The following is a 25,298-nucleotide window of genomic DNA, read 5'->3' as shown; positions in this document are numbered from 1 at the left end:
TCTTGAAACGATTTACACACCGATCACAACGCTGTCCTGCGATCGGGTATGCATTGACTTTCAAGAGCTACTATAGACGGGACGATTGTAACGGAGCCGCCCGAGCGCTGTCTCGCGTGTGGTTTCCCACGGAGAGAGCGGCATTCCGGGCCGCCCCAATATTTGACTACGCCCTCCGTGCCGGACTAGTCGTCGTCTGTCTCTATCTTGATTGTCACTTCGACGACGTCGCCGGCATCGACATCAACGGACTCGAGCAGGTGCAAGAACTGGTCGTTCGCACCGTCACTTAGTACGCGAGCGGGAACCGTCTCCTCGGACTGCTCGAGTGTCGTCTCGAGTGCTGCGAGACGATCGAGAACCTCCGTCTCGAACGATCGCTCCTCCTGAGAGACAGCATTCCTCTCAGTCTCTGTCCCGCCAGAATCGTCGGTTTCCGGAGGCGAAGCGTACGGATCTTCCATCTCGCGTGAAAACGTCTCGTCGAGGCTCTCGAGGTCGACACCTTCCCCTTCGAGATCGACCGGCACACGTCGGCAGTGAGTCAGCGAGGCGTCGAACTCGAGCGAGCGGTCTTGGGTGGCTTCCCACTGTCGACTTCGGATCCGACTCGCAGTCGACTCGGGAATCCAGTCGGGGACCAGCCACTCGCCGTCCTCGTAGAGACAGTGGATGTCGGTATCGTTCGTTCCCCAGGTGAAACAGCGATCGAAGCGCCGCTGAAACTGCTTGAGTCCGCTCCCCGACGTGTGTTTGACGACGACCTCTTTCGGGGCGATCTCGCGAACAACGTCGGTGAGTGTCTCGCTGTGAGGATGATTCGACAGCGGAAATGACCGCGTGGTACAGCGGGTGTCCGACAGGCTGCCGCCGTCGTCCGTCGCCAGCTGGACGAACGCAGCCGCAGGGTTATCGGCGATCGCACGAAGCAGTCGCCGTGTACTACCGGTCGTCGGTGCGTCCGGTCCCGCAATCGTGATCCCACCATCTGTTAGCACCTCGTCTGTTCGGTCGAAGACCGTCGTCGATTCGACGCCCGGAACAGCATACTCGAGCGCGTCGTAGAGCTTCGCCGCCTGACCGACGAGCGTGATCGGCACCTCGCGCTCGAGTGTCGTCGTACAGTGGCCCAGCAGCGCCGCGTAGTGGACGCCAGTCAGCGAACTCGCCGCGACGACGACGCGGGAGCCGGCGTACGCGTGTTCGAGGGTCGTCTCGAGCGACTCGTTGAGGGCGGTTACGTAGGAGTTGTTGGTCGCAACGTTCAGCAGAAGACAGTCGATGTCGAACGGATACGACGTGGCGAGGCCCGGAAACCCAGCACACGGTCGCGTCGTGAAATCTCCCGAAACGAGGATATGTTGCCGCCCGTGTAAGGGACCAGTCGCGGTCTCGTCGCGAAATCTGATGAGGAACCCTGCCCCGCCGGGTGTGTGCCCGGCAGCAACCGGTCGGATCTCGAGCCCGTTGAGTATCGCTGTCCAGTCGTCGATCGGCTCGAGTGCGGCTACTGCGTCGGAGATGTCCCCGAGGTCGTTGTCCTTCGTGGCTTCCGGGAGCGTCTGTTCGAGGACGGTTGCGGTTGCGTCAGCAGTGTAGATCGGTGCGTTGTGTCGGACGTTTTTCGCGAGCGTTCGATAGTGATCGATATGCGGGTGGGTCAGTAGAATCGCGTTCAGGTACTCGTCATCCGCAAGCAAACTGTCGAGATCGACGCCCTCCCCGGAATCGATGAGAACGCAGGCATGCGTGCCGTCCGCAGCGGTACACCGCAACAGCGTCGACTCATTCCCAGCAGCTATGTTGGCATGTTGATATGTGACACGCATGCGTTTTATATGCATTACTCTTTACGACGTATAAATATATGGGTATCTCTCCTGGCACTGCCAGTCTACACCCCTCGACCGGTATGCTCCCGTCGAACGCTCTTGTGGCGGAGATAGGTGAGATAGTTTTCCGTCGTCGACTCGAGTCAAGACCTGTCCACCGGAACCGCTGTACTGTACGTTCGTCAAGTCGATCGTCGGACGAACTACGACACGATCCAGCGCGAGGTTACTCGGCGGTTCGCTCCCCCCCCGATCCCGAGGTGCCAGTCTGTTTCGGGGTCGAAGCGGTCCACCGCGGCCTCGACGCGGTCGCGCACGGCGTCGGCGTCCATCGTCTTCACGCCGCCGTCCACGATAAAACGTCCAGCCAATCAATATTCGACAGTGGGCACCCCCATCAGTAGAAGTGTTGTAATTATAGTAGCTCTTGAAAGTCAATGCACACCCGATCGCAGGACAGCGTTGTGATCGGTGTGTAACTCGTTTCAAGAGCTACTATAGTTGAAGTATGAGAACATTCCAAATCGTGTTTCTTGCCAATATCTCAAGAGGTAGGATAGATCACTGGGGTACAACAGTTTTACAATTTCCTGCTTGCTCCCATCGTTAATATCTGAGAGGGTATCTCGAGAGAGCTTGTTCAGATCTCGCATTAGCCGGTCGTATCGTTCGTTTGGTGCAAGGTATAGCAACCTCGTCATCATCAATCGACGGTCTTGTCTGGGGGCAACTTGCTCCACCCAGAGGTCGTCGTAGACTCTCATCTCCTCAGCAGAGGTGTCTATCTTCTTCGTCAGACAACGATCGGCTGTCATCGCAGCTGCTCGAGCTGATTTCATACACTTGTAGATTCCCTCGCCCCAGACGGGATCAATCGACGGGACAGTATCACCGATCGCCATAAACGAATCAGTACTCATCGATCCGGGTGACTGTACATGTGCTGATCCCCGAACCGGACTCGCTGCAATTTGTCTGGCGTTCTCGAACCGCGGATCAGTATCGAGCCAATGTTCGAGATACCCGTCGACGGTGCGATCGTGAATGGCGTTTTCTTGATAGCGTTCATTCTGGATGTAACAGACACCGACTTTCGCTGTGTCGTTGCCCGTATGGAAGATCCACGAGTAACCCCCAGGGGCGTACTCGTGGTCCAACCGCAACATCATCGCGTCGGTGAGATCAGCAAAACCAGGATGATTGAGATCGACGCCCTCGAGTAGGTATTCAATACCAATCGCGTGGTTCTCCCGCTCAAGATTGGCTATCCCCAGATCCTTGGCCAATGGCGCGGCCGGACCCGTAGCATCGATGACAATCTCGCCAAAGACCTCCTGATCACGATTATAACGGACACCGACGAGATCACCATCTTCGACGATTGGGTCACGAACACGAGCATCAAACCGATACTCAGCACCCTTGTGACGACCATCCTCGACAAGGAACTTCTTGAACGCCTCGAAGTCCAAGACAAAGCCCGGCTGGTCCTGGATAAAGTGTTCATTCGGAGATTCGAGAACGACTGATTCAGTCGCGTGCATGACGACGTCGTCCGGGATGCCGAAGGAGGTCATCATCGATGCAAACGTTCCGCCAGTAGATTTGTCACTTTGAGCTGGGAATTTATCTTCTGCTTCGGTTTCCAGAACGACAACATCGTACCCACGGTCAGCCAGATCTCGTGCACACTGCGCCCCCGCTGGACCTGCCCCAGCGATGATCACATCATAACTGTTGGCCATCGTTGGAGAACAACTACTCAAAAGAGGACGAACAAGATGTTGGAACACAGTGCCACTTCTCGGTTGTTTCTACAGATCAGCAAGGCGAGTGCCTCGGGACGTAACCCCGAGGTGGGTCACACAGACCCGGTGCCCACCATCTTAGTGGGCAGACATCTGTGACACCACGGTAACGCAGTAGACGCCACCGATAATGAGGCCAATTCCGAGAAGGCCTGCCAGGTCAACTGATTCACCAAAAACAATGGTCCCGATACCTGCCACACCGACGATACCCAATGCTGCCCATGTCCCATAGACGACACCCATCGGTAATTCCTCTAACGTCAGGGATAGTAGATAGAACGCCGCTCCATATCCGAGGACAACCCCAATACTGGGAACCGGCTGTGAAAACCCCTCAGAGAGTTTGAGGGCAGTTGTCCCGAATAATTCGGAGAGTATTGCACCAGCGAGCAGTACGTACGGATGCATACCGTTGGATTTCGAAGCCGCTACTATACGGCTATTGAAACAAAACAGCACTTACAATTTGTTTGGAGGTACAATAACAATCTATGACGGAATTGGGCGAGCTTGGACTCTCAAGTTACGAGGAGAAGGCCTATCGAACGCTTCTCGTGACGGGAGCAGTGACGGCAGCCGAACTCTCTGATACTAGTGGGGTCCCAAAAGGACGTATTTACGACGTTCTAAACGGCCTTGAGGCTCGCAAGCTGATCTGGAGACAGTCAAGCAACCCAAATCGATACGTGGCCGTACAGCCAGAAACCGTCGTCGACAGGCTTCTGGCTGAACGAGCATATGAGCTGAACCAAGAGTGGGATCGTTACCGCGAGAAAGCAGACACAGTTCGTTCGAACCTTTTGCCGACACCACCAACAGAGAGTAGTTTCTGGCTCGGATCGCTCGGGAGCGACGAAATGAGTACAGCACTCCAGCAGCATATGCGAACTGCGGAGAACGTTGTCAAAGCGGCTATTGGGCCTCCCTACGAGGATGCGACGTGGGAGACACTCCAATCTGAAGTGGAAGGCTTCTTCGAAGGTGCTAATGCAGATTTGTCTGTCAACCTCCTTTTCAGTGAAAAAGCAGTTACCGTACTCCCTGACCGATTCCCACACCTAATTGAAAGTCAGTCTACAGACATAACTGTCAGAACGATTCCTGAAATTGCGCTTTCGTTTGATGTCGTGGATAATGTAGAGACGACGATTGATGTTCTGCATCCAGTATCTGATGAAGACCGAATCGGTGTAATTGGAATTAAAGATTCGCAAGTCGTCTCCGAGTTTGAGAAACACTTCCAACAGCTGTGGTCCAATGCTGTACCCCTCCTTGATTGACATCCACCTCCGCTTGAAGGCGGAGGAATCCCGAGTCAACCGAATCGAAGATTCGCGTACATCGCAAATCTCCGATTTGCTCAGCGTTGGGTTAGTAGGGTTTGCAGACTCCCTGTGCTCTCGTCTTGAACGTCCCGTTCCCGCGGTCGAACGGGAAGACACCGGGCTGTGCCAACCAGCTGTTACTCATATCCCCTGTCGGAGGATTGACTCGCAGACGTACAGCCCACGTTCCGCGCGGTTCGTATCTCGAATCTGACCGCAACACGAACACGTCTTCGACGTGTTTTTCTCGTCTACGCGGTCAACGAAAGTGCCGTCTTCCTCGGCCTTGTATTCGAGGAGTCGGACGAATCGGTCGAACTCCCAGCCGTGCAACTTCTTGTTCCCCGACTGACCCCAGTTCCGCGAGTCGCCGTTCTCGTCTTCGCGGACGTTGCTGAGGTCACCAACTGCTATCTCCCCTATGCCTTCTTCGATACACCGTTGAATTGCTCTGAACTGTGACTACTGTTCAGTGATTCATTGCTCCCCCAAGAGGTTGATAATGCGGAAGCATCGGATGCGGAAGGTGGATACCGATCGCCATCAATCCATGTGTCAACAAGATATATCCGAGTATAATGAAGACGATTCCGAGAAGACGATGGAGTCGTTGGCGATGGATCGTGTCAACGGACTCGATGAGTGTTCCATAAGCGAAGACGGCTGGAATTGTTCCGATTCCAAGCGTCCCTAACGCGAGAAATCCGGATACAGCAGAGCCGGTCGCGAACGCGAACAAATATGCTGGATATAGAATGGGGCACGGCAGCAATCCGTGAAGCGCACCGAGACCGATAATCCCGGGACTATTTACGTATCGATCGATACGAACAGCAATCCGATTTGTTATCCGCTGAACACCCGGAATTCTAACCCCGGAAACACCACCTAAAAGGTATTTCACACCGGCTATAATTATAAATGAACCGATAATAATTCCAACACTCCCACGCACAAAATCCGCGATTACTGTCAGCTGCTCCGTCGTGACAAACACGAAACCACCAAACGCGCCAAACGCCCCGCCGATAAGTGCGTAACTGAGTGTCCGTCCCAAGTTGAACAGCGCATGCTGACGAACCTCATATGGCGTCAGATGTCCACGCCGATTTTGGGATCCTGTTGTTGCTGTTTCCCTATCCGGACGTGAAGACATCTGCTCGGCATACATCGTCACTAGCGGCCCACACATTCCAATACAGTGTGCTCCGCCAAGCAGCCCGATAGTAACGAAAAGGACCACGTCCACGCGTAGGAGTGACTCGAGCATAACTGGTAACTCATCTGTTCAGGACGCTTTCTATTGTTCATTCTGGTCCAGTTACCGAAAGCACACTAAACAGGAAATAATGATATTTTCGGCACTACGTATAGTAGCTACTGAACGATTCACACACTGATCGCGACGCTATCGTGCGATCAGGTATGCAATGACTTTCAGTGGCTACTATAGCTCTCCGTCCCGATGTAGTCGTGAACCGCCTCGGGGTCAAGTGGTGGTCGTGGTTAGGTTGTCGAATTCTGCCGGACGGCGAAGACCTGGAGCCATGACTCCGCGATTGATAGTTTAACGTGGTTAAAACCGTTTGAGAATAAATGGGTACGTCGTTTCCTCCCTCAAAATATATGTCTAGCACTCTTCCGATTCCTGTTTTTCGTATCGAAATTTGGGCCCGTGCCGGTGGAGTGCTTCCTGGGGATGCTGTGCACCCTCGACGGGAAACACCGCAGTTTCGACATCGTGGTTCTCGAGTAGTTCCCACAGAAACCGTTCAGTCAATGCGGTCGTAGTCGTCGAAAAAAGCCGTGTATGGAGGACTTTGTTTGTTTCCCGACCCACTGCAGCGTCCAGCCACTACTGGTGATCGCCGATTCGAATCACGGTTTCGTCAACCGAAACGTGATTCGGATTCGTATCAGTTGCTGGCTGTAGATCGGCTTTCTGTACCCAGTCGTCTACAGCCGTGCGCGATCGTTCGTCACTAAATCTCTCTAATCCCCGAGCAGTATTCGAAAGCGACACTTCGGTAAGATGGAGTCGAACACCGAGCTCCATCAACCGACGCGGGGTCTACTCTCACCGCTCACTTTTCCGTAATTAAATACGACCGTCGGAGACAGTTTTCCGGACGAAGTCGATCGTCTCTTCGATCGACGTTCCGGGGCCGAAGATCGCAGCAGCCCCCGCCGCTTCGAGTTCGTCGCGGTCTTCCTCCGGAATCACGCCACCGACGAGTACGAGCGTCTCCTCTTTCGCGCCGTATTCCTCGAGGCCGTCCATAATTTTCGGGACGAGCGTATCGTGCGCCCCGGAGAGAATCGAGATCCCGAGGACGTCGATGTCTTCTTGCACCGCAGCCTGGACGATGTCGTCGGGTGCCTTGTGCAGTCCGGAGTAGATGACCTCGAAGCCGGCGTCACGGAACGCTCGAGAAATAACGTGTGCGCCACGGTCGTGGCCGTCGAGACCGACCTTTGCAACCAGACACCGAATCGTCCGCTCATCGTTCTCGATACTCATGGATCTCGGTTCGAAGAGGAAACGTATGGTTCTATCGGAGTCCCCAGTCTCGACCGCCGAAACGGCGCTTCCGACCGGGGAAAGACGGGCTCGGGAATCGGTGGGGAGCGACATCTGACGGGAGACCGGCTCAGACTGGGCTGATCTCCTCTCGATACGCGCCGTGGTGGTCTTCGAAGACCTGCATGATCTCTCCCATCGTCGCGTAGGCCTTCACGGCGTCGACGATGTACGGCATGACGTTCTCGTCGCGTTCGATCGCGTCCGACAGCGCCTTGAGCGTCGCATCGACGGCCGCATCGTCGCGGTCGGCTTTGACCTGTGCTAAGCGCTCGAGTTGGCGATCCCGCGTCGTTTCGTCGACGTGTAACAGCTCCGGCGAGGTGTCTTCCTCGATGGTGTACTCGTTGACGCCGACGACGACTTCCTCACCGCGTTCGACGCGTTGCTGGTACTCGTAGCTCGCTCCCTGAATCTCGCGATGATAGTAGCCCTGGTCGATGCCGTCGAGGACGCCGTCACGGACCGAGCCGTCGCCCATCGCTTTGATCTCCTCGAGGTAGTCCATGATCTCGGCTTCCATCTCGTTTGTGAGTTTCTCGACGGCGAAGGAGCCGCCCATTGGGTCGACGATATCGGCTGCACCGGACTCTTCGGCGATGATCTGCTGGGTCCGCAAGGCGACGCGGACAGCCTTCTCGCTTGGCAGCGCCAGCGCCTCGTCGAAGCTGTTGGTGTGTAACGACTGAGTGCCGCCGAAGACGCCTGCCAGCGCCTGGATCGTCACCCGGACGATGTTGTTCAACGGCTGCTGGGCCGTCAGCGATTGGCCCGCCGTCTGGGTGTGGAACTTCATGCGCTTGGATTCGGGCTCGTCCGCGCCGTACCACTCCTCCATCAGACGGGCGTAGACGCGGCGTGAGGCCCGGAACTTCGCAACCTCCTCGAAGATGGAGTTGTGCGAGTTGAAGAAAAACGACAGCAACGGGCCGAACTCGTCGACGTCGAGCCCGCGCTCGAGACAGTCCTCGACGTAGGCGAAGCCGTCGGCGAGCGTAAAGGCGGCCTCCTGGGCCGCAGTCGAGCCGGCCTCCCGGATGTGATAGCCCGAGATCGAGACCGGGTGGAATTTCGGCGTCTCCTCGACGGCGAACTCGATCGTGTCGGTGACGATCTCGAGGGAGGGCTCCGGCGGGATGACCCACTCTTTCTGCGCGATGAACTCCTTTAGCATGTCGTTCTGGAGGGTGCCCCGGACTTCGTCACGTGGGACGCCCTGTTGGTCGGCCAACGCGATATACATCGCGTAGATGACCGCTGCCGACGGGTTGATGGTAAACGAGGTCGACACGTCGCCGATGTCGATGCCGTCGAACAGGATTTCCATGTCCCGGAGCGTGTCGACGGCGACGCCTTCCTTACCAACCTCGCCTTCGCTCATCGGATGATCCGAGTCGATCCCCATCAGCGACGGCATGTCAAACGCCGTCGAGAGCCCGGTCTGTCCCTCGTCGATCAGGTAGTGAAACCGTTCGTTGGTTTCCTCCGCGGTCCCGAACCCGGCGAACTGGCGCATCGTCCACGTGCGCCCGCGGTACATCGTCGGATACGGCCCCCGCGTGTACGGCGGCTCACCGGGGAAGCCGAGATCCTCGTCGAACTCGAGGTCGGCGATGTCTTCGGGCGTGTAGAGGCGATCGACCTCGTGGTTCGAGACCGTCGCGAATCGCTCTTTGCGCTCGCCGCGTTCTAACGACGGATCGAGCGTCTCCGCTTCCCACGACTCCCGCTGCTGAGAAATCGCTGCCAGTTCTTGCTCGTCGAACATTGTCTAGCATATAGATGCAACTCATCTAAAATGTTGTGCCGCTCGAGGCGACTCTTCGGCGAGAGTGACAGCCGACAGGTGGAGTCGGCGGCCGACATCGGGAGTGTGCCAGCTATTGAACACGTGGGTGAGAGAAATTACCAATTGTAACAAAAGATTCAAGATTGCGCGTTTTGATTGCCAGCGTATGGGTGTTAATTACACTACAGAAGCAGACAGCTTCGAGTGGGACATTCCGGACTCGTATGCGATCACGTCGGTCGTCACGGATCACGCCGACTCGGTCGGCGATCGCGTTGCCGCCCGGTTCTTGGACGACGAGGGGGCCCGCGAGGAACGGACCTACGCCGACATCCGGGACGACATGAACCGCTTTGCCAACGGCCTCGAGTCCCTCGGCGTCACCGAGGGCGATCGGGTCATGCACCTGTTCCCGCGCCATCCCGACGCGTTCGCGATTCAACTCGGGGCGCTGGCGACCGGCTCGCTGCTGGTCCCCTGTTCGTCGATGCTGCGCTCGAAAGACATCGCGTTCCGGGCCGACGACTGTACCGCGACGAGCGTCGTCGTCCACGAATCGCTGACCGACATGGTCGAACCGGTACTCGAGGAGACCCCACTCGAGCGGGTCGTCGTCCTCGACGGCTCCGAAGACGACCTGCAGGGCGAGGGCTGGACGACGGTCGCGGACGTCATGGCCGAGGAGTCGACCGACTACGACGGCCCCGAACTGGCAGCCGAGGACCCGATGACGATCAACTACACCAGCGGAACGACCGGCCAGCCCAAACCGGTGTTGCACAAACACCGCTGGCAGTACTGTTTCAACCGGATCAACGCGCCCTACTGGTGGGGCATCGACGCGGACACCGACCTCGAGGACGAACTGCTCTGGGCCACCACGGGGACCGGCTGGGCGAAGTGGTTCTGGAGCCCGGTCGGCGTCGGCCTGACGACGGGCGCGACCCAACTCATCTACGACGGCGAGTTCGAACCCGACACCTTCCTCGAGATCATGGAGGACGAGGGCGTCACCAAGCTCTGTGCCGTCCCGACCCAGTACCGGATGTTCGCCAACGCCGACCTCGCAGCGTACGACGTCCGACTCAACGACGCGCTGTCGGCAGGCGAACCCCTCAACCGCGAGCCGATCGAGCGCATTCGGGACGTCTGGGGCGTGACCCCGCGTGACGGCTACGGCCAGACCGAGACCGTCGCCTTGGTGACGAACTACTCCGGGATCGACGTCAAGCCCGGCAGCATGGGCAAGCCGACGCCCGGTGTCGGCGCGACGATCATCGACGTCGACGACGAGGAAGCGGTCGAACCCGGCGAGATCGGTGAGATCGCCGTGCCGGTCGACTCGCCGGCGATCTTCGACGGCTACTACGAGAAACCAGACCTCGACGAGCGGCAACTCTCCGGCGACTACTACCGCACGGGCGATCTCGCCTCCCGAGACGAGGACGGCTACTTCTTCTTCGAAGGCCGGGCCGACGACATCATTATTTCGTCGGGCTACCGCATCGGCCCCTTCGAGGTCGAGGACGCCCTCGTCACCCACGACGCCGTCGCCGAGGCCGCCGTCGTCGACAGTCCACACGAAGAACGCGGCAGCGTCGTCAAGGCCTACGTGATCCTCGCCGAGGGCTACGAGGGCAGCGACGAACTGAAAGACGACTTACAGTCGTTCATGAAAGACGAGACGGCCCCCTACAAGTACCCCCGCCGGATCGAGTTCACCGACGAACTCCCCAAGACCTCGAGCGGGAAGATCCGCCGCGTCGAACTCCGCAAAGAAGAACAGCACAAACACGGCCTGTAGCCGGGCCGACGCCCGCTGGAGCGGGGTTCGTATCGCGAAGTGGCTCCGTTATTCTGCCGGGCGGAAGACGATCGTCCGCTCGCCGTCAGTCTCGGTGGATTCGACCGTCGCGGTGACGCGGTCGCCGATTTCGACGGCTTCCGGATCGATGCCCCGCACGATCCCCGTGAGTCGGACGCCGTCGAAGTCGACGACGGCGGTGACGTAGGGGGCATCGTCTTCGAACTGCGGCGTCGGAACGGACACGGTCGTGTGCGTGACGATGTCGCCGGCCGACGGGAGGTCCCGCTCCGTGAGATTGCGATCGCCACAGTGCGGGCAGGCACGCCGTGGCGGCAGCAGGCCGTGGTCGTTCTCGCAGGTGCGGTAGTACCCCTCGCCCGCTGCAAGCGCCTCGAGGAACGCGTCGTACTCGCCGTTGGTCACGTCAGTCATCACTCCGTCACCTCCAGAACGTGCACGGTCGCACTGGCGACGGTTCCACCAGCGTTCTGGGCGACGCCGACCGCGGCGTCGTCGACGGCGTCGGCCCGCGGATGGGTGCCGTCGAGCAGCGTCGCGACGGCAGCCACTTGAGCGGCGCCGGTTGCGCCGACCGGATGCCCCTTCGCTTTCAGGCCGCCGGAGAGGTTCACCGGCAACTCGCCGTCACGGCGCGTCTCGCCGCGGCGAGCCGCCCCGATCGCCTCGCCGTGACTGTAGAGGCCGAGCGCCTCGAGGGCGAGGACTTCGGCGATCGTAAAGCAGTCGTGGACCTCCGCGACGGAGATGTCGCTGGGTTCGATGCCGGCGTCGTCGTAGGCATCCACTGCAGCGTCGCGGGTCGCGGGCGTCTTCGACAGCGACTGGCGATCGTGCAGCGCCATCGTATCGCCGCCGTGGCCGGCGCCCGTAATCGCCACGTCGGCCTCGAGGTCGTGTTCCGCGGCGTATTCGGGAGAGGCCAAGACGATCGCGGCCGCCCCGTCGCTGATCGGACAGGCGTCGTACAGCGTAAACGGGGATGCGATTTCGGGCGCATCGAGTGCGTCCGCGACCGTAATCTCCTCCTGGAGATGGGCGTGGTCGTTGACGAGCGCGTTGTCGTGATTTTTGACCGCGATATGGGCCAGATCCTCGTGAGTGCCGCCGCACTCGTCGAAATAGGCCCGTGCCATCAGCGCGTACGCGCCGGGGAAGGTGACACCCGCCCGGACTTCATAGAGGTCGTCGGCCGCGCTGGCCAGCCCCTTCGTCGCCCCAGCCGTCCCCATGTTCGTCATCCGCTCCATACCGCCGGCAACGACGACGTCCGACTCGCCGCTGCGGATCGCACGCACGGCATCATGGACCGCGAGCCCGCTCGAGGCACACGCGCTTTCGATTCGGCGCGAGGGAGCGGTCGTCCCGAACGCCTCCGCCATGAGCGGCCCCTGGTGGCCCTGTCCTTCCGAGAGGGTGCCGACGAAGTTGCCGTAGAAGAGTTCGTCGACGTCCGCAGCCGGAACGCCGGCGTCCTCGAGGGCGGCGAGCCCGGCGTCTGCGAACATGTCCCTGCCCGTCCGATCGGGATGTGACCCAAACGTCGTCATGCCTGTGCCGGCGAGTTGTACCTGTGACATTAGTTATCACCACTACGTCTCAGTTCGTGCGGTATAGCTGTGTCGGACGACGACCGTCGGTTCCGCCACTGACGAGAGTCGAGACATTTACAGGCAGTCAAGGCGATCGCCTCGAGGCTTGCCCCCGAGGCGGTTCACTACGACAGTCCGACCACCACGGAATGATGGGTGCAGACCTATAGTAGCTCTTGAAACGAGTTACACACCGATCACAACGCTGTCCTGCGATCGGGTGTGCATTGATTTTCAAGAGCTACTATAGAGACGATCGACCGTGTCGGCGTCGTCGGCGCTGGCACGATGGGAAGTGGTATCGCACAGGTCGCCGCAACGGCAGGCTACGACGTCGTCATGCGCGACGTCGAACTGGAGTTCGCCGAGGACCTCGGGAAGACGACCTGGGAGTCCGACGACAAGCCGGGCTTTGTCACCAACCGGATCCTGATGCCCTGGATCAACGAGGGGATCCGGGCCTACGACGAGGGCGTCGCTTCGAAGGACGACATCGACGCGGGAATGGAACCGAGACGAACGTCCCGATGGGACCGCTGACGCTGGCCGACCACATCGGCCTCGACGTCTGTCTCCACGCCTCCGAGACGCTCCGCGAGGAGTCAGGTGATCGGTACAAGTCGGCCTATCTCCTCAAGCGCAAGGTCGAAGCGGGAGAACTCGGCAAGAAGACCGGCCGCGGTTTCTACGAATACGAGTAACGCGTCGCGTCACTCGGTTAAGTGCCGCGAGATAACCTCCTTCTGTATTTCGGAGGTCCCCTCGTAGATCGTGGTGATCTTGGCGTCGCGGTAGTAGCGCTCGACGTCGAAGTCCTTGGTGTAGCCGTAGCCGCCGTGGACCTGCACCGCCTCGTTGGCGACGTCGACCGCCGTCTCGCTGGCGAAGTACTTCGCCATGCTCGCTGCCTGCGGATCGAGGCCACCGTCGTTTTTCCGGGCGGCGTCACGTGTCAGCAGGCGTGCGGCCTGAACGTTCGTCTGCATGTCCGCGAGCTTGTGGGCGATCGCCTGATGGTTGCTGATCGGTTCGCCGAACTGTTCGCGTTCGTTGGCGTAGCTTACGGCGGCGTCGAGAGCCGCCTGGGCGACGCCGACGGCCTGGCTGGCGATCGCGATTCGGCCGCCGGTCAGGATCGAGAACGCGGCCTTGAGCCCGTCGCCGACCTCAGTCAGGCGGTTCTCTTCGGGGATCCGCACGTCGTCGAAGAGCAGCGTCGTGGTGTCGCTGGCACGCAGCCCGAGCTTGTCCTCTTTCTTGCCGATCTCGAGTCCCGGCGTGTCCTTGGGCACCAAGAACTGGGTCACGGTGTCGGGATCGTCGCGGTCGGTCTTCGCAAACAGGATGACGACGCCCGCACGTTTGCCGTTCGTGATCCACTGTTTCTTCCCGTTGATGACGTATTCGCCGTCCTCGAGGCGGGCTTCGGTGCTCATCTCGGCCGGGTTCGAGCCGGCGTCGGGTTCCGAGAGCGCGAACGCGCCGACGGGGCGACCGTCGACCATCTTCGGCAGCCACTCTTCTTTGTGTTCTTCGGTGCCGAACTGGCGAATACACGAGGTGGCCAGACAGTGGACCGACAGCGCCGTCGCAACCGCCAGATGTCCCCGCGCCACTTCTTCGTTGACGATGCTGTAGGTCACTTCGTCGGCGTCGAACCCGCCGTACTCCTCGGGGACCGTGAGCCCGGTCAGGTCGAGTTCCGCGAGCCCGTCCCAGACGTCTTCCGGAAACGTCTGGGCCGCGTCGTGCTCGTCGACCGTCTCGACGACTTCCGTCTCGACGAACTCACGGACGGTGTCCCGTATCAGCTGCTGACTGTCTGTTAGCTCCATACACACTGATTCGGGGGCGGGATAGTAAAGCGTACGATTCAGCTGTGGGAACGTCGTCGATACCGGTGCGAGCGCTTGTTACGGCGGCGTGGCGCTGAGATAGGTAACTAAAAGTAGCGGCTCCCGCGAGAGTGAGGTATGACGATTCGACAGTCCAGAGAGGCAGCAGTCGAACGTATCGACGACGGCGATACGGTCGGCGTCGGCGGCTTCGTCGCCGTCGGGATTCCCGAATACGTTCTCGAGGCACTCGGCGAGCGGTACGCCGAAACGAGCCATCCGCGCGATCTCACCCTCTATCATCCCGCCGCGGAAGGCGACCGGCAGGGGCGTGGGCTCTCGCATCTGGTCCAAGAGGGGATGCTCGAGCGCACGATCGCGAGCCACTGGGGCTTTACGCCCGACCTGATGGAGAAGGTCGTCAACGACGAGATCGAGGCCTACAACCTCCCCTTCGGCGTGATGGATCACCTGCTTCGCGATACCGCCGCGGGCAAACCCGGCACGCTCAGCCACGTCGGGCTGGGAACGTTCGTCGATCCGCGTCAGGACGGCGCGAAGGCCAACGACGTCACCGACGAGGACATCGTCGAGGTCATGACCGTCGACGGCGAGGAGTATCTCTTCTATCAGTCGGTGCCGATCGACGTGGCGATCATCCGGGGGACGACGGCCGACGAGAACGGAAACATCACCATGGAGCGGGAAGCCCTCGACTCGAACGTGCTGGCGATGGCCCAGGCCGCCCACAACTCCGGCGGCACCGTGATCGCCCAGGTCGAGCGCGTCACGGAGTCGGGCACGCTCACCGCCCGCGACGTGGCCGTCCCCGGCGTGCTGGTCGATTCCGTCGTCGAAGCGCCGCCGAGTCACCACCAGCAGACGTACGCGGAAGACTACAACCCCGCCTACAGCGGCGAGATCAAGCAGCCGACCGACGACGACAGCGAGCCGCTTGCACTCGACGAGCGGACGATCATCGCCCGCCGGGCGGCGATGGAACTCGAGCCGGATTCGGTCATCAACCTCGGCGTGGGCGTGCCGGAACTCGTCCCGGTGGTCGCAGCCGAAGGCGACATCGCAGACGAGATCACCCAGACCGTCGAGTCGGGACCGGTCGGCGGCGCTGCCTCCGGCGGCATCAGCTTCGGGACCGCCGCCAATCACGAGGCGCTGGTCTCCTCGACCCAGCAGTTCGACTTCTACGACGGCGGTGGCCTCGACATGGGCTTTCTGGGGATGGCACAGGTCGACGCGATGGGCAATATCAACGTCAGCCGGTTCGGCTCGCAGCTACCCGGCTGTGGCGGCTTCATCAACATCACGCAAAACGCCGAGAAGGTCGTCTTCTGTGGCACGCTGACGACCGACGGCCTCGAAATCGAGGCCGGCGACGGTGACCTCTCGATCGAGAGCGACGGCTCGAGTTCGAAGTTCGTCGACTCGGTCGAGCAGATCACGTTCAGCGGCGAGTACGCCGTCGAAATCGACCAGCCGATCGTCTACGTGACCGAGCGCGCGGTCTTCGAACTCTCCCCCGAGGGCCTCGAGCTCACGGAGGTCGCGCCCGGGATCGACCTCGAAGCCGACGTGATCGATCAGTTGGGCTTCGAGCCGCTCGTGGCCGACGATCTCGCGGAGATGAACCCCGCACTGTTTGCCGACGAGCCGCTCGACCTGACCGACGCGATCTATAGTAGCCGCTGAAACGATTCACACACTGATCGCAGCGCCGTCGTGCGATCAGGTGTGCAATGACGTTCAGCGGCTACTATAGGTGGGGCCGAGCCCCGTTCTCGAACCGACAAAGCAGGAACCGTTAAGCGAGATTACGTCAAATACCGATCCGATGGTTGCATACGACAACCTCTCGATCGATCACGACGACGGCGTCGCAGCGGTGACGCTCGAGAGTACCGCCGGGCGAAACGCGCTCACACTCGAGATGGCCAACGAACTGGTGTCGGCGGCGGCGACCCTCGGTGAGGACCCCGACACGCGGTGTATCGTCCTCACGCACGCGGGCGATTTCTTCGGCTCCGGCGCGGACCTCGGCGCGCTCTCCGGTGACGAGTCCGACGCGGCCCACATCCGGGAGCTGGCCGGACGGGCTCACGAAGCGATCGTCCAGTTCCACCGGACGAAGACGCCGGTCGTCGGCGGCGTCAACGGCATCGCCGCCGGGATCGGCTTTAGCCTGACGCTGTTTCCGGACCTGCTCGTCCTCGGCGAGGACGCGACGCTCAAATTCGCGTATCCCGGAATCGGCCTGACCGGCGACGGCGGCGCGACCTTTTTCCTGCCGCGGCTAGTCGGGCTGCGAGCCGCCAAGGAACTCGTCCTGAAAGACGATCCCATCAGCCCTGCGGAGGCCCGCGAGCTGGGACTGGCAAACGAGGTCGTCCCCGGCGACGAGTTCGACGACCGGCTGGCCGAACTCGCCGCCGAGCTGGCGGCAGGGCCGACCGCGGCGTTCGGGACGACGACCCGACTGCTGACCGACAGCTACGAGCGCTCGCTCGAGCAACAGCTCGCGGCGGAGACTGACGGCATCGCAGACGCGACCCGAACGGAGGACTACGAGCGCGGTCTGGATGCCTTCTTCGACGACGGCGAGCCCGAGTTCGTCGGCCGCTAGAGGGATCGAATCGTGGGCAGGGGTGTCGCTGGCCCGGCTGTGATCCGGAGACGGCGGACACGGGATGACAGGCGCGGGAGCCGGTCGGCGACGGCTGACGGCGGTCGACCGGAGCCGGGTTAGACGTAATCTAGATTGACCTGCGTCACGTTCGCCGATCGCTTGACGACGTCGGCGATTTCCTCGCGGCGTCCCTCGTCGATCCGACTCTGTGGGCCACAGACACAGATCGCTCCACGGATCTCGTCGCTTTTGTCCAGCACCGGCGCGGAGATACAGACCATGCCGGCGATGCGTTCGCCCTCGTCGACGGCGTACCCCTGCTCGCGGATCTCCGCGAGCTGGTCGAAGAGGACGTCGGGGTCGGTGATGGTCCGGTTCGTCATCTCCACGAGGCCCTGCCGGTCGATGATCCCCCGGACGCGGTCCTCGGGCATGTGTGCCAGAATCGCTTTCCCGGGAGCCGCCGCGTGCAACGGCATGCGCGCACCGGGATACGCGAACAGATTCACGGCGTCGGGACCCTCCTGGACCGCGACGATCACGCACTGGTCGTTTTCCTCGACCAGCAGCGTCACGTGTTCGCCGGTCTCGGTTGCGATGTCCTGGAGTTCGTCGCTGACGGCCTGAAACACTTCTAAGCGATGGCGCTGTCGGTGACCGACTTCGAGAAACCGGGTCGTCGTCGAATACTCCTTGTTCTCGACCGTAACGTAGCCCGTCTCGACGAGCGCCTGTAGATAGTTGTGGACGGTGCTGACCGGCATCTCGAGGCGATCCGCGAGTTCCGAGACCCGCCCGCCGCCGTTTTCCGCGAGTTCGTCGACGATCCTGAACGCCCGTTCGACCGATCGGTTTGATGAGCCCGTCATCATCCTCACCATTCCACCGAACCCATAGAAATATTTCGGCTCTGTTGAACGGTATTTCGAGTTTCGCCGTTCGATCCTGACCGGGATCGCGAACCGACCGCGGCTGGCAGAGCCAACGTGGACTCGAGCCATCGGGTTCTGCCGGATGCTGTCCCGGCAGTAACTGGTGACGCCACCGCTACGTACGCGCCATCCGGGCGCTACGTTCGGTTTCGAGTGTGACGAAATGTCGTGAGCCGGATATCGGCGATCACGTTCCAGATACCGATACCTGAGAGCATCTCGTTGCCGAAATTGCCCCATTCTGCTCTCCCGAAACGAGAGCCGCACACGACGGTCGTGTGACCGCTCCGAACCGACCACGCGACGATGCTCGAGCGGTCGTTCCATCTATGATTTACATTCATATGATCGTAAATACTGGGCGGCGGCTGACGGTGGGCTAGCCACAGCGCGGTCCTACTGGAATCGCAGACACCCGCCACTCGATGGTCACGCACACCACCAGCCGACGGGCAACCCCCAGATCACAGTGAGTCGGTCCGGTTTTAGCCATGGCAAAACCGACCGTCCCAATGGAGTGAACGACTGGATCGAGCTGAAAGTTGAACGGTGTCTCACGCGAGCGGACACCGCGTCAGTAGTTGACACTCGAGATTCGGCTCCAGTTTGTCCACCTCTCGCTTTCAGATACTACTCGAGATGTTGATTATTTGGTGTCGAACGAAGTCGCGAGGCAGTCCACGGCTGGACTCACACGTGTGATCGACAGCCGACAGCGGAGGGGAACCCGGAACACGTCACGCTCGAGGGGACGATGCTGCAACTCGATGGCGATCGCTATCGGCTGGGCGCTACTATCGCTCCGGATCCGAACGACATCCGATGTATTCGGCTGTATTCGACGACTACGACCGCGCTGACGGAACGACAGATCCACGACCATACTGCGAATCACGAGTTCGATGCTGCCGTGTTTCTCGTCGGTGTGCAATCCATCTCCAGACTGCGCACCATCGGTTCGGTGGGTTGGGCTTCGATACGAAAACCGTGGAATCGGACCGCTGTCAAACCTATAATATTTTATAAAAAGGAGACGATATCCTGTTTCTCAAAGTTGTTCGATCACGGAAAACTGCCAACGTCCGAACCACCGACTACGGATCATAGTTCTCGGCGAGGGACAGACTGCAGAGCGAGTTCGGTCGCAAACGTGGCAGCGTTCCGCTGGGATATTCGCTCGATCAGCGAGCCAGTCCCTCCGAAGGCGTTCCCAGCAGTCTCTCGGCTGGGCTGAATCCAATATCGATGCGAACGTACCGCCGGCCTCAGTCCGCTTTCGGAAGCGTGACGCCGAACACTGCACCCTCCGGTTCGTTGTCCTCGACCCGGACAGCACCGCCGTACTGGTCGACAAGCGTCTGCACCAGATAGAGTCCGATACCCGTGCCACTGCTTTCGAGACTCATCTCGCCTTTCCCGAATATCCGCTCGCGCTGGGTCTCAGGAACCCCCGGTCCGTTATCGGCGACCGCCACGTACACGTCGTCTTCCCGTTCGTCGACGGCAATCTCGACTATCGGCGTGTCCTTGTCGTTGTGCTGGACGGCGTTGTTCAAGAGGTTCCGAAACACCGAGGAAAGCATCTCGTTCGCGCGAACGGTGACATCCGGAATCTGTCCGTCGATGCTGAGCTCCGCGTCCGGGTGTGCATCTCGACGAAGGGCGATTTCGTTCGTTAGTACCTGCTGTAATCGCGTCGGCTTGACGTCTACCTCCCCGTCGTTCGTCAGCGTCTCGACGTAGTCGCGGGCGATCTCCGTGAGCTCGACGATATGTTCACCGCTCGTGAGAATGTTCTCGAGGTGTTCTTCGCCCGCGTCGGTGACGTGATCTTCGAGCAGTTCGCCCCACCCGAGCATGACCGCCATGTCGTTGCGGATGTCGTGGCGAACGACCCGATTCAGCACCTCGAGTTCCTCATTGAGACGTTCCAACTCGTCTTCGTACTGCTGTCGTTCGGTTACGTCTCGAATTGACACGAGATCGGCCGGCGCATTCTCGTACTGGATGGCGGCGAAACTTGCTTCAGCGACTCGCTTGCGTCCATCCTTGGTCTCAAAGGCCAGGGTATATCGCGACGGCGGCGGGTCGACAGTGGGATCGAGTCGTCGTTCGTACCGCTCCCGGACGAGTTGGTGGTCCTTCGGCGCGATTATCTCGGTGAGCGCCATCCCCTGGAGTTCGTCCGTTTCGTAGCCGGTAATATCCGACAGTCGAGAGTTGACGAAGACGCACTTCCTGTTCTGGAATATCGCGATGCCGTCGTGGCTCTGTTCGACCAGCGTCGCGTATTTTTCCCGCTCCTCTTCGAGTTCCGCTTCGCGTCGCTTTCGGTCAGTGATGTCCTGAAAGACGCCACGAACGAGTTCCGTCTCCCCGTTCTCGGCCGTGCTAACTTCCCCCTGTGTACGGACGTTCCGGACTGTGCCGTCGGGGCGGACGATACGCAATTCGAGGTCGTACTGCGCTCCGTCCTCGATCGTACGGGTGACTGCAGCGGAAATCTCGTCGCGGTCGTCGGGGTGATAAAAGTCGATTCCGTCCGCTAAGGCCGGCTCGTAGTCATCAGCAACCCCGTGAATGCGGCGGACACCGTCGGACCACGTGAGATCGTCCGTTCGTGGGTCGTACTCCCAGATGCCGACGTCGGCAATTGCTTGGATCCGACTGAACAGGAACTCCTGTTTTTCGAGTTCCCGCTCGCGCTTTTTGCGCTCAGTGATATCTCGGAACATCCACAACCGGCCGTAGTGGGTTCCCTCGTCGCCGATAACCGGAGCCGAATAGCGGTCGAAGACCCGGCCGTCCGTGAGCCGGACCTCGTCGCGACTCGTTTCCTCGGGGCGTTCGTAGAGCTCCTCGACTAACTCCATGAACGGTTCCTGCTCCGCAAGCTTGTGCTCGATGACCCAGTCCAACAGCGCTTCGTCCGATTCCGTCTCGACCAACTCGTCGGGAACCTCCCACATCTCGACGAACCGGTCGTTGTAGGCCGTAACAGTACGGTCCTCGTCGACGACGAGGAGCCCGTCGATCGTGGTCTCCATCTGGGCTTCCAGCAGCGACGACTGATACTCGAGTCGTTCTTGAACGTCCGTTCGCTCCGTTATATCCGTGACGACCCCCTCAACAGCGACGGTTTCGCCGTCTTCGAACACGCCCTGGCCCTGCTCACGGACCCACTTCTTCGCGCCATCGGCGGTCCGGATGCGATATTCGACGCGGAACGGCTCCCGGGCCTCCAGAGCGTCTTGGACGGTGTTCCAGACTCGGTCGCGGTCGTCTGGATGCATCACGTCTCGACCGTAACTGCAGTCGCCGTCGACGAGAACCGATCGCTCATATCCCGTGAGTTCGACACAGTCATCGCTGACGAAGAGCATCGGCCAGCCACGTTCGTTTCGACAACGGTAGGCCATTCCCGGAACGTTGCTGAGCAACGTCCGGAAGCGTCGCTGACTTTCCTCGAGGCGGTGGTCCGTTCTGGTCCGGTCGACCGCGTTTTCGATGCGATTGGCCAGGACGGAAAACTGGTCAGCGTCGGACTTCTTTTGAAGATAATCGGTGACACCGGCCGAGATAGCCTCACCCGCGATTTCCTCACTTCCGGTAAACAGAATGAACGGCAGATCCGGATACTCTTCGCGTACAGCCTGCAGAAATGCCAGCCCGTCCATATCGGGCATCTGGTACTCGCTGACGACGCAGTCGAACTCCGCTTGGGAAAGTCGCTCGAGTCCCTCGCTGGCACTGGGTTCCGTCACAACAGCGAACTGCTCATGCTCCTTCTCGAGAAGTTTGGCAGCCATCTCGGCGGCGTTAGCTTGATCGTCAACGTAAAGAATTGAAATCATATCTTTGGTCCCAACATTTCGTAGGGAAGTAGTATTCTCGCGGCGAGGGGTACACATGCTCAAACAATTATCGGATGAGGACATATAAATCTGAAGGCCAATCTGTAGATCGTGTTTAGTTTGTAGCATTGTACCAGACGGCGAAGGTTTGGAGCCAGGATTCAGTTGTTACGGGTTTGCGTGACAGAAGCAGTTTGGGAACGAGAAAGTACAGCGAATCTTATCGTGAAAAACACGTTCAGCGGCGTTCCGATTGCCATGTTTTTCGTATCGAAATCGGAGCCCAGGACGACGGAGTACAGTTGGAGATGTTTTGCTCCACCCACGACACACAGTTCGATAACGCATCAGTGGCGGGCTGTAGATCACATTGTGAACTCAATCATGAACGGCCTCCCGCGATCGCTGGGTACCGAACCATTCTAACTCTCGAACAGTGTTTGAAAGCGATAGCTCGGACAAATGATGCCGAATATCTAATCCAGCAGTTGACACGGCGTCCACTCACGCTCAACAACCTCCAAATCAATCTCCTTCGGGCGTGACGCCTGCAGAGTGCCGCGTCAGGAAGGCGGTTTTCTTTCTCACCAGAGACAACTACAGGTATCGTTAGTAGAAATTATCGACGCAAACATCAGCTGTCGCAGCCCCGTATTCGAGCAGGCTCTCACTGGTCGAATCTCGAACGCTGTCAGCAGTTGGTATTCTGTCTCCAACGACCTACATCTGACGACGCCGGTATATGAACGTGGCTACGAGCGCCACCAGACCGATCCCGCCAAACAGCAGCGGTGTCGTCGTTCCGATCGTCTCCGACGTGGCACCGGCGAAATCAAGCGTCGGAACTTGGTTGAGCGGACCGGCGTACCAGAGCAGTAAGTACACGAGTTCGAACGGTCGCCTCGTTCCTGACCAATACCCCAACGCCTGTGCGAGGGAAGGAGCAAAGAGGATGGCACTGACGAGGACGACGGCACCACTTGCTTCCGTTTCGGCCACCGTCGGCCAGAGAGAGACGCCGAAAAACGCCGTCGCGACGAGTGCGCCGGCGATCCACTCCGCAACGAACTGCCCGTAAGGTTGTTTCGACGAAACGATAAACGGCGTCATCCGGTGTCGCATCGGCCGACTTCCCATCGATGACCACAGGAAGATCGGCCACACCGCCGCGATCGAGACGATCGCCTCGGTGGCAACAGACCCGGTGAGTCCGATAATGCCGATCACGGCTGCACCGGCGTACCACCACCACGGCTGGCCGCGAATCAGCAGCCGCAGTTCCTGCCGAACGAGCCGTCCGATTCCACCGGCGGTCCGGTCCGTCACGGGTGTCAGAGAGATGCTTTCGACGTTCTGGACGACAACTTCTCCGCTCGAATCTGACCGGAGAACAGAAAGGAAACGGCTGACCCGGGCGACGATTCCTTCGCCGGACGAGGAACTCTCGGACTCGAACCGATCGTACGGGACGACTGCGACGGCCGTCAGTCCGAGTCCGAGCAGGATCAACCCGGCGCGGTTTGCGTAGAACCAGTGCGGCCACGCGCCGCCGTCCCAGTGGAACCGGACGATCTCCGCGCTGGACGCTCCTGTACCGAAGTTCGCGATCCCGATGCCGTCATAGCCTGGCCAGACCGAGAGCAACGCGTCGTAGGTCAGATCGGCGGTGACGAGCATGCCGACCGTATCGCCCAGTCGAAGCCAGAGGGGGATTTCGGTTCGTGCATATTCATTGGATGTGGCTAGGACGGCCGTCATCGCGATCGTCGCTGTGAAGAAGTACGTCACGTTTCCGACCGTTCCACTGAATCGATCGGTCGACTGGAACAGTAGCGTGACGCCGGCGACCAAACAGCCGACCGGACCGCCGAGCAGAAATATCGGTCCGAGAATCCAGATTGGCTCCGTCGCTCCCGTTCCCTGAACGAGGTGGTTGATGACCGCTGCGACCCCAAGCGTCCCGAGTACGACGCCGGCGTATCCGACGTGGCTGAGCCACTTTCCGAGGAGGAATTCTCGCGTGGAAATCCCCGTACTCGCGACGACTCGATCGACGTCGGTTCGTCGATCACGCTCGAGTGATCCACTCAGAAGGACGTACCCGGCCAAAAAGAGGATCGTTGCACCGGTCACGCCAGCGGTGAGACCGACGTACGCCGATGTCGGTTCGCCGGTATACTGGACCAGCTGGTCGCCGCTCGAGTCCTGATAGAAGATTTCAACGCTTCCGACAGTGACCAGATACCCGAAGTATGCGACCACGGCCAGGACGACGAGTACCTTCCGGGAGCGGATTCGCTGGAGAAAGTCCGCACGCGCGACGTGATAGATCCGCCGCCAGGATCGGCGTCCGATGCTCATACTACACACCGCCCCGTTCGATCCGGTGGAGATACGCGTCCTCAAGCGTCGGCGTCACCGGCGTCGCGTCGGGAGCCGGTCGCTCGTCGGCAATCACTCTGACGCTGACGCCGTCCGCTTGCTGGACCGTACTCGAGACCTGATATCGTTCCCGGACCCGTTCGAGGTCGTCTCGGGGGACGAGATACTCGTAGACCTTCCCGTCGGTGGCCTCCACGAGCGTCTCCGGATCCGTGTGTGTCACCAACGTACCGTCGTCGAGGAGTGCGACCGTGTTCGCCGTCGCCTCGACGTCCGGCACGATGTGCGTCGAGAGGACCACGACGCGGTCGTTCGCGGTCGACGAGATGACGTTTCGAAACCGGACCCGTTCTTCGGGGTCGAGGCCGACCGTCGGTTCGTCGACGATCAGCAACTCCGGGTCGTTCACCAACGCCTGGGCGATGCCGACGCGCTGTCGCATCCCGCCGGAGAACGTTCGAAGCTTGTCGCCTCGAACGTGTTCGAGGTTCGTTAGCGCGAGCAGCTCGTCGATCCTGGCATCGGCAGTTTCCCCGTCGAGTCCCCGCAGCGCGGCGATGTACTCGAGAAACTCTTCGGCGGTGAGGTCCGGGTAGACGCCGAAACTCTGGGGCAAATAGCCAAGTCCGTCTCTGACGACCGACGGCGTCTCGACGATGTCAGTGCCGTTCCAGTGGGCGGTCCCGGTCGTCGGCTTCGAAACGGTCGTGAGAATTCGCATCAGCGTCGATTTCCCCGCGCCGTTCGGCCCGAGCAGGCCGTGAATCCCCGCCTCGAGTTCGAGATCGATCTCTCGGACGCCCCATACGTCTTTCGCGTACTGTTTGCCGATGTTCTCCAGTCGCAATTTCATGTGTTGTTCGGACGAGTGTCGTGAGTAGTTGTATAGGTGACAACCC

Annotated in this window: 18 protein-coding genes and 5 pseudogenes; 6 read left to right on the top strand and 17 right to left on the bottom strand. The window is 60.0% G+C overall.

Annotated elements, in window-relative coordinates; translation table 11 throughout:
• Positions 1-185: 185 nt before the first annotated feature.
• The 4 genes from A6E15_RS18470 to A6E15_RS18460 all read right to left on the bottom strand — a co-directional run bounded on the left by A6E15_RS18470 (position 186) and on the right by A6E15_RS18460 (position 4,051).
• Complete coding sequence (locus tag A6E15_RS18470; protein WP_076148618.1) at positions 186-1,829, bottom strand: MBL fold metallo-hydrolase; 1,644 nt, start codon at positions 1,827-1,829, stop codon at positions 186-188.
• A gap of 206 nt (positions 1,830-2,035) precedes the next feature.
• A complete protein-coding gene (locus tag A6E15_RS21760; RefSeq protein WP_277612956.1) occupies positions 2,036-2,164 on the bottom strand; it encodes a hypothetical protein in 129 nt (42 codons plus the stop codon).
• Between the two features lie 153 nt (positions 2,165-2,317).
• Positions 2,318-3,577 (bottom strand): digeranylgeranylglycerophospholipid reductase, encoded by a 1,260-nt coding sequence (locus tag A6E15_RS18465; protein WP_076148617.1) that lies wholly within the window; start codon positions 3,575-3,577, stop codon positions 2,318-2,320.
• Between the two features lie 141 nt (positions 3,578-3,718).
• Complete coding sequence (locus A6E15_RS18460; RefSeq protein WP_076148616.1) at positions 3,719-4,051, bottom strand: DMT family transporter; 333 nt, start codon at positions 4,049-4,051, stop codon at positions 3,719-3,721.
• Positions 4,052-4,134: 83 nt separating this feature from the next.
• Here A6E15_RS18460 and A6E15_RS18455 point away from each other — a divergent pair, with 83 nt between their 5' ends.
• Complete coding sequence (locus A6E15_RS18455) at positions 4,135-4,923, top strand: TrmB family transcriptional regulator (RefSeq protein WP_076148615.1); 789 nt, start codon at positions 4,135-4,137, stop codon at positions 4,921-4,923.
• A 91-nt stretch (positions 4,924-5,014) separates the two neighbouring features.
• Here the strand turns inward: A6E15_RS18455 and A6E15_RS20150 are convergent.
• The 5 genes and pseudogenes from A6E15_RS20150 to A6E15_RS18430 all read right to left on the bottom strand — a co-directional run.
• Positions 5,015-5,415 (bottom strand): annotated as a pseudogene (locus A6E15_RS20150) (zinc ribbon domain-containing protein); the annotation flags it as partial.
• 22 nt (positions 5,416-5,437) lie between these two features.
• Positions 5,438-6,238 (bottom strand): sulfite exporter TauE/SafE family protein, encoded by an 801-nt coding sequence (locus A6E15_RS18445; protein ID WP_076148613.1) that lies wholly within the window; start codon positions 6,236-6,238, stop codon positions 5,438-5,440.
• Between the two features lie 236 nt (positions 6,239-6,474).
• Positions 6,475-7,039, bottom strand: a pseudogene (locus tag A6E15_RS18440) (IS6 family transposase); the annotation flags it as partial.
• A 27-nt stretch (positions 7,040-7,066) separates the two neighbouring features.
• Positions 7,067-7,489: a cobalamin B12-binding domain-containing protein gene (locus tag A6E15_RS18435; protein ID WP_076148612.1), complete on the bottom strand. Its 423-nt coding sequence runs from the start codon at positions 7,487-7,489 to the stop codon at positions 7,067-7,069.
• A gap of 130 nt (positions 7,490-7,619) precedes the next feature.
• Positions 7,620-9,317, bottom strand: coding sequence for a methylmalonyl-CoA mutase family protein (locus A6E15_RS18430; protein ID WP_076148611.1), 1,698 nt, complete (start codon positions 9,315-9,317; stop codon positions 7,620-7,622).
• 187 nt (positions 9,318-9,504) lie between these two features.
• Here A6E15_RS18430 and A6E15_RS18425 point away from each other — a divergent pair, with 187 nt between their 5' ends.
• Positions 9,505-11,142 (top strand): acyl-CoA synthetase, encoded by a 1,638-nt coding sequence (locus A6E15_RS18425; RefSeq protein WP_076148610.1) that lies wholly within the window; start codon positions 9,505-9,507, stop codon positions 11,140-11,142.
• Positions 11,143-11,190: 48 nt separating this feature from the next.
• On the opposite strand, the gene A6E15_RS18420 is transcribed toward A6E15_RS18425, so the two are convergent.
• On the bottom strand, positions 11,191-11,577 hold the full coding sequence (locus A6E15_RS18420; RefSeq protein WP_076148609.1) for a Zn-ribbon domain-containing OB-fold protein: 387 nt from the start codon (positions 11,575-11,577) through the stop codon (positions 11,191-11,193).
• Positions 11,577-12,743, bottom strand: coding sequence for a thiolase C-terminal domain-containing protein (locus tag A6E15_RS18415; protein WP_076148608.1), 1,167 nt, complete (start codon positions 12,741-12,743; stop codon positions 11,577-11,579). Before A6E15_RS18415 ends, A6E15_RS18420 begins: the two co-directional genes overlap by 1 nt.
• Before the next feature lie 300 nt (positions 12,744-13,043).
• Between A6E15_RS18415 and A6E15_RS18410 the strand changes: the two are divergent.
• Positions 13,044-13,456 (top strand): annotated as a pseudogene (locus A6E15_RS18410) (3-hydroxyacyl-CoA dehydrogenase family protein).
• 9 nt (positions 13,457-13,465) lie between these two features.
• Here A6E15_RS18410 and A6E15_RS18405 read toward each other — a convergent pair.
• The gene (locus tag A6E15_RS18405) at positions 13,466-14,590 is read right to left on the bottom strand and encodes an acyl-CoA dehydrogenase family protein (RefSeq protein WP_076148607.1); all 1,125 of its coding nucleotides are present in this window, start codon (positions 14,588-14,590) and stop codon (positions 13,466-13,468) included.
• 138 nt (positions 14,591-14,728) lie between these two features.
• Here A6E15_RS18405 and A6E15_RS18400 point away from each other — a divergent pair, with 138 nt between their 5' ends.
• Together A6E15_RS18400 and A6E15_RS18395 are read left to right on the top strand one after the other, a co-directional pair.
• The gene (locus tag A6E15_RS18400; protein ID WP_076148606.1) at positions 14,729-16,297 is read left to right on the top strand and encodes an acyl CoA:acetate/3-ketoacid CoA transferase; all 1,569 of its coding nucleotides are present in this window, start codon (positions 14,729-14,731) and stop codon (positions 16,295-16,297) included.
• A gap of 142 nt (positions 16,298-16,439) precedes the next feature.
• The gene (locus A6E15_RS18395) at positions 16,440-17,228 is read left to right on the top strand and encodes an enoyl-CoA hydratase/isomerase family protein (protein WP_076148605.1); all 789 of its coding nucleotides are present in this window, start codon (positions 16,440-16,442) and stop codon (positions 17,226-17,228) included.
• Positions 17,229-17,347: 119 nt separating this feature from the next.
• On the opposite strand, the gene A6E15_RS18390 is transcribed toward A6E15_RS18395, so the two are convergent.
• The gene (locus tag A6E15_RS18390; RefSeq protein ID WP_076148769.1) at positions 17,348-18,100 is read right to left on the bottom strand and encodes an IclR family transcriptional regulator; all 753 of its coding nucleotides are present in this window, start codon (positions 18,098-18,100) and stop codon (positions 17,348-17,350) included.
• 532 nt (positions 18,101-18,632) lie between these two features.
• Here A6E15_RS18390 and A6E15_RS21940 point away from each other — a divergent pair.
• Positions 18,633-19,250, top strand: a pseudogene (locus A6E15_RS21940) (IS6 family transposase); the annotation flags it as partial.
• A gap of 178 nt (positions 19,251-19,428) precedes the next feature.
• Here the strand turns inward: A6E15_RS21940 and A6E15_RS18380 are convergent.
• The 4 genes and pseudogenes from A6E15_RS18380 to A6E15_RS18365 form a co-directional block, all read right to left on the bottom strand.
• Entirely contained in the window at positions 19,429-21,972 is a 2,544-nt protein-coding gene (locus A6E15_RS18380; protein WP_245800623.1) for a hybrid sensor histidine kinase/response regulator, read from the bottom strand.
• A gap of 160 nt (positions 21,973-22,132) precedes the next feature.
• Positions 22,133-22,571 (bottom strand): annotated as a pseudogene (locus A6E15_RS18375) (hypothetical protein).
• Positions 22,572-22,737: 166 nt separating this feature from the next.
• On the bottom strand, positions 22,738-24,378 hold the full coding sequence (locus tag A6E15_RS18370; protein ID WP_076148603.1) for a hypothetical protein: 1,641 nt from the start codon (positions 24,376-24,378) through the stop codon (positions 22,738-22,740).
• 1 nt (position 24,379) lies between these two features.
• The gene (locus A6E15_RS18365) at positions 24,380-25,252 is read right to left on the bottom strand and encodes an ABC transporter ATP-binding protein (RefSeq protein WP_076148602.1); all 873 of its coding nucleotides are present in this window, start codon (positions 25,250-25,252) and stop codon (positions 24,380-24,382) included.
• Positions 25,253-25,298: the final 46 nt, after the last annotated feature.

This window comes from Natrinema saccharevitans (genome assembly GCF_001953745.1).
In the GTDB taxonomy this organism is placed as follows: Archaea; Halobacteriota; Halobacteria; order Halobacteriales; family Natrialbaceae; genus Natrinema; species Natrinema saccharevitans.
Note: the sequence above shows the minus strand (reverse complement) of the source record. Positions and strands in the feature narration are given on the sequence as shown.

Coding starts and splice junctions, on each gene's coding strand:
- A6E15_RS18370 (WP_076148603.1), bottom strand. CDS start 24,378: ATGAGCATCGGACGCCGATCCTGGCGGCGGATCTATCACGTCGCGCGT.
- A6E15_RS18445 (WP_076148613.1), bottom strand. CDS start 6,238: ATGCTCGAGTCACTCCTACGCGTGGACGTGGTCCTTTTCGTTACTATC.
- A6E15_RS18430 (WP_076148611.1), bottom strand. CDS start 9,317: ATGTTCGACGAGCAAGAACTGGCAGCGATTTCTCAGCAGCGGGAGTCG.
- A6E15_RS18455 (WP_076148615.1), top strand. CDS start 4,135: ATGACGGAATTGGGCGAGCTTGGACTCTCAAGTTACGAGGAGAAGGCC.
- A6E15_RS18365 (WP_076148602.1), bottom strand. CDS start 25,252: ATGAAATTGCGACTGGAGAACATCGGCAAACAGTACGCGAAAGACGTA.
- A6E15_RS18465 (WP_076148617.1), bottom strand. CDS start 3,577: ATGGCCAACAGTTATGATGTGATCATCGCTGGGGCAGGTCCAGCGGGG.
- A6E15_RS18390 (WP_076148769.1), bottom strand. CDS start 18,100: ATGACGGGCTCATCAAACCGATCGGTCGAACGGGCGTTCAGGATCGTC.
- A6E15_RS18420 (WP_076148609.1), bottom strand. CDS start 11,577: ATGACTGACGTGACCAACGGCGAGTACGACGCGTTCCTCGAGGCGCTT.
- A6E15_RS18380 (WP_245800623.1), bottom strand. CDS start 21,972: ATGGCTGCCAAACTTCTCGAGAAGGAGCATGAGCAGTTCGCTGTTGTG.
- A6E15_RS18425 (WP_076148610.1), top strand. CDS start 9,505: ATGGGTGTTAATTACACTACAGAAGCAGACAGCTTCGAGTGGGACATT.
- A6E15_RS18415 (WP_076148608.1), bottom strand. CDS start 12,743: ATGTCACAGGTACAACTCGCCGGCACAGGCATGACGACGTTTGGGTCA.
- A6E15_RS18435 (WP_076148612.1), bottom strand. CDS start 7,489: ATGAGTATCGAGAACGATGAGCGGACGATTCGGTGTCTGGTTGCAAAG.
- A6E15_RS18405 (WP_076148607.1), bottom strand. CDS start 14,590: ATGGAGCTAACAGACAGTCAGCAGCTGATACGGGACACCGTCCGTGAG.
- A6E15_RS21760 (WP_277612956.1), bottom strand. CDS start 2,164: ATGGACGCCGACGCCGTGCGCGACCGCGTCGAGGCCGCGGTGGACCGC.
- A6E15_RS18395 (WP_076148605.1), top strand. CDS start 16,440: ATGGTTGCATACGACAACCTCTCGATCGATCACGACGACGGCGTCGCA.
- A6E15_RS18460 (WP_076148616.1), bottom strand. CDS start 4,051: ATGCATCCGTACGTACTGCTCGCTGGTGCAATACTCTCCGAATTATTC.
- A6E15_RS18470 (WP_076148618.1), bottom strand. CDS start 1,829: ATGCGTGTCACATATCAACATGCCAACATAGCTGCTGGGAATGAGTCG.
- A6E15_RS18400 (WP_076148606.1), top strand. CDS start 14,729: ATGACGATTCGACAGTCCAGAGAGGCAGCAGTCGAACGTATCGACGAC.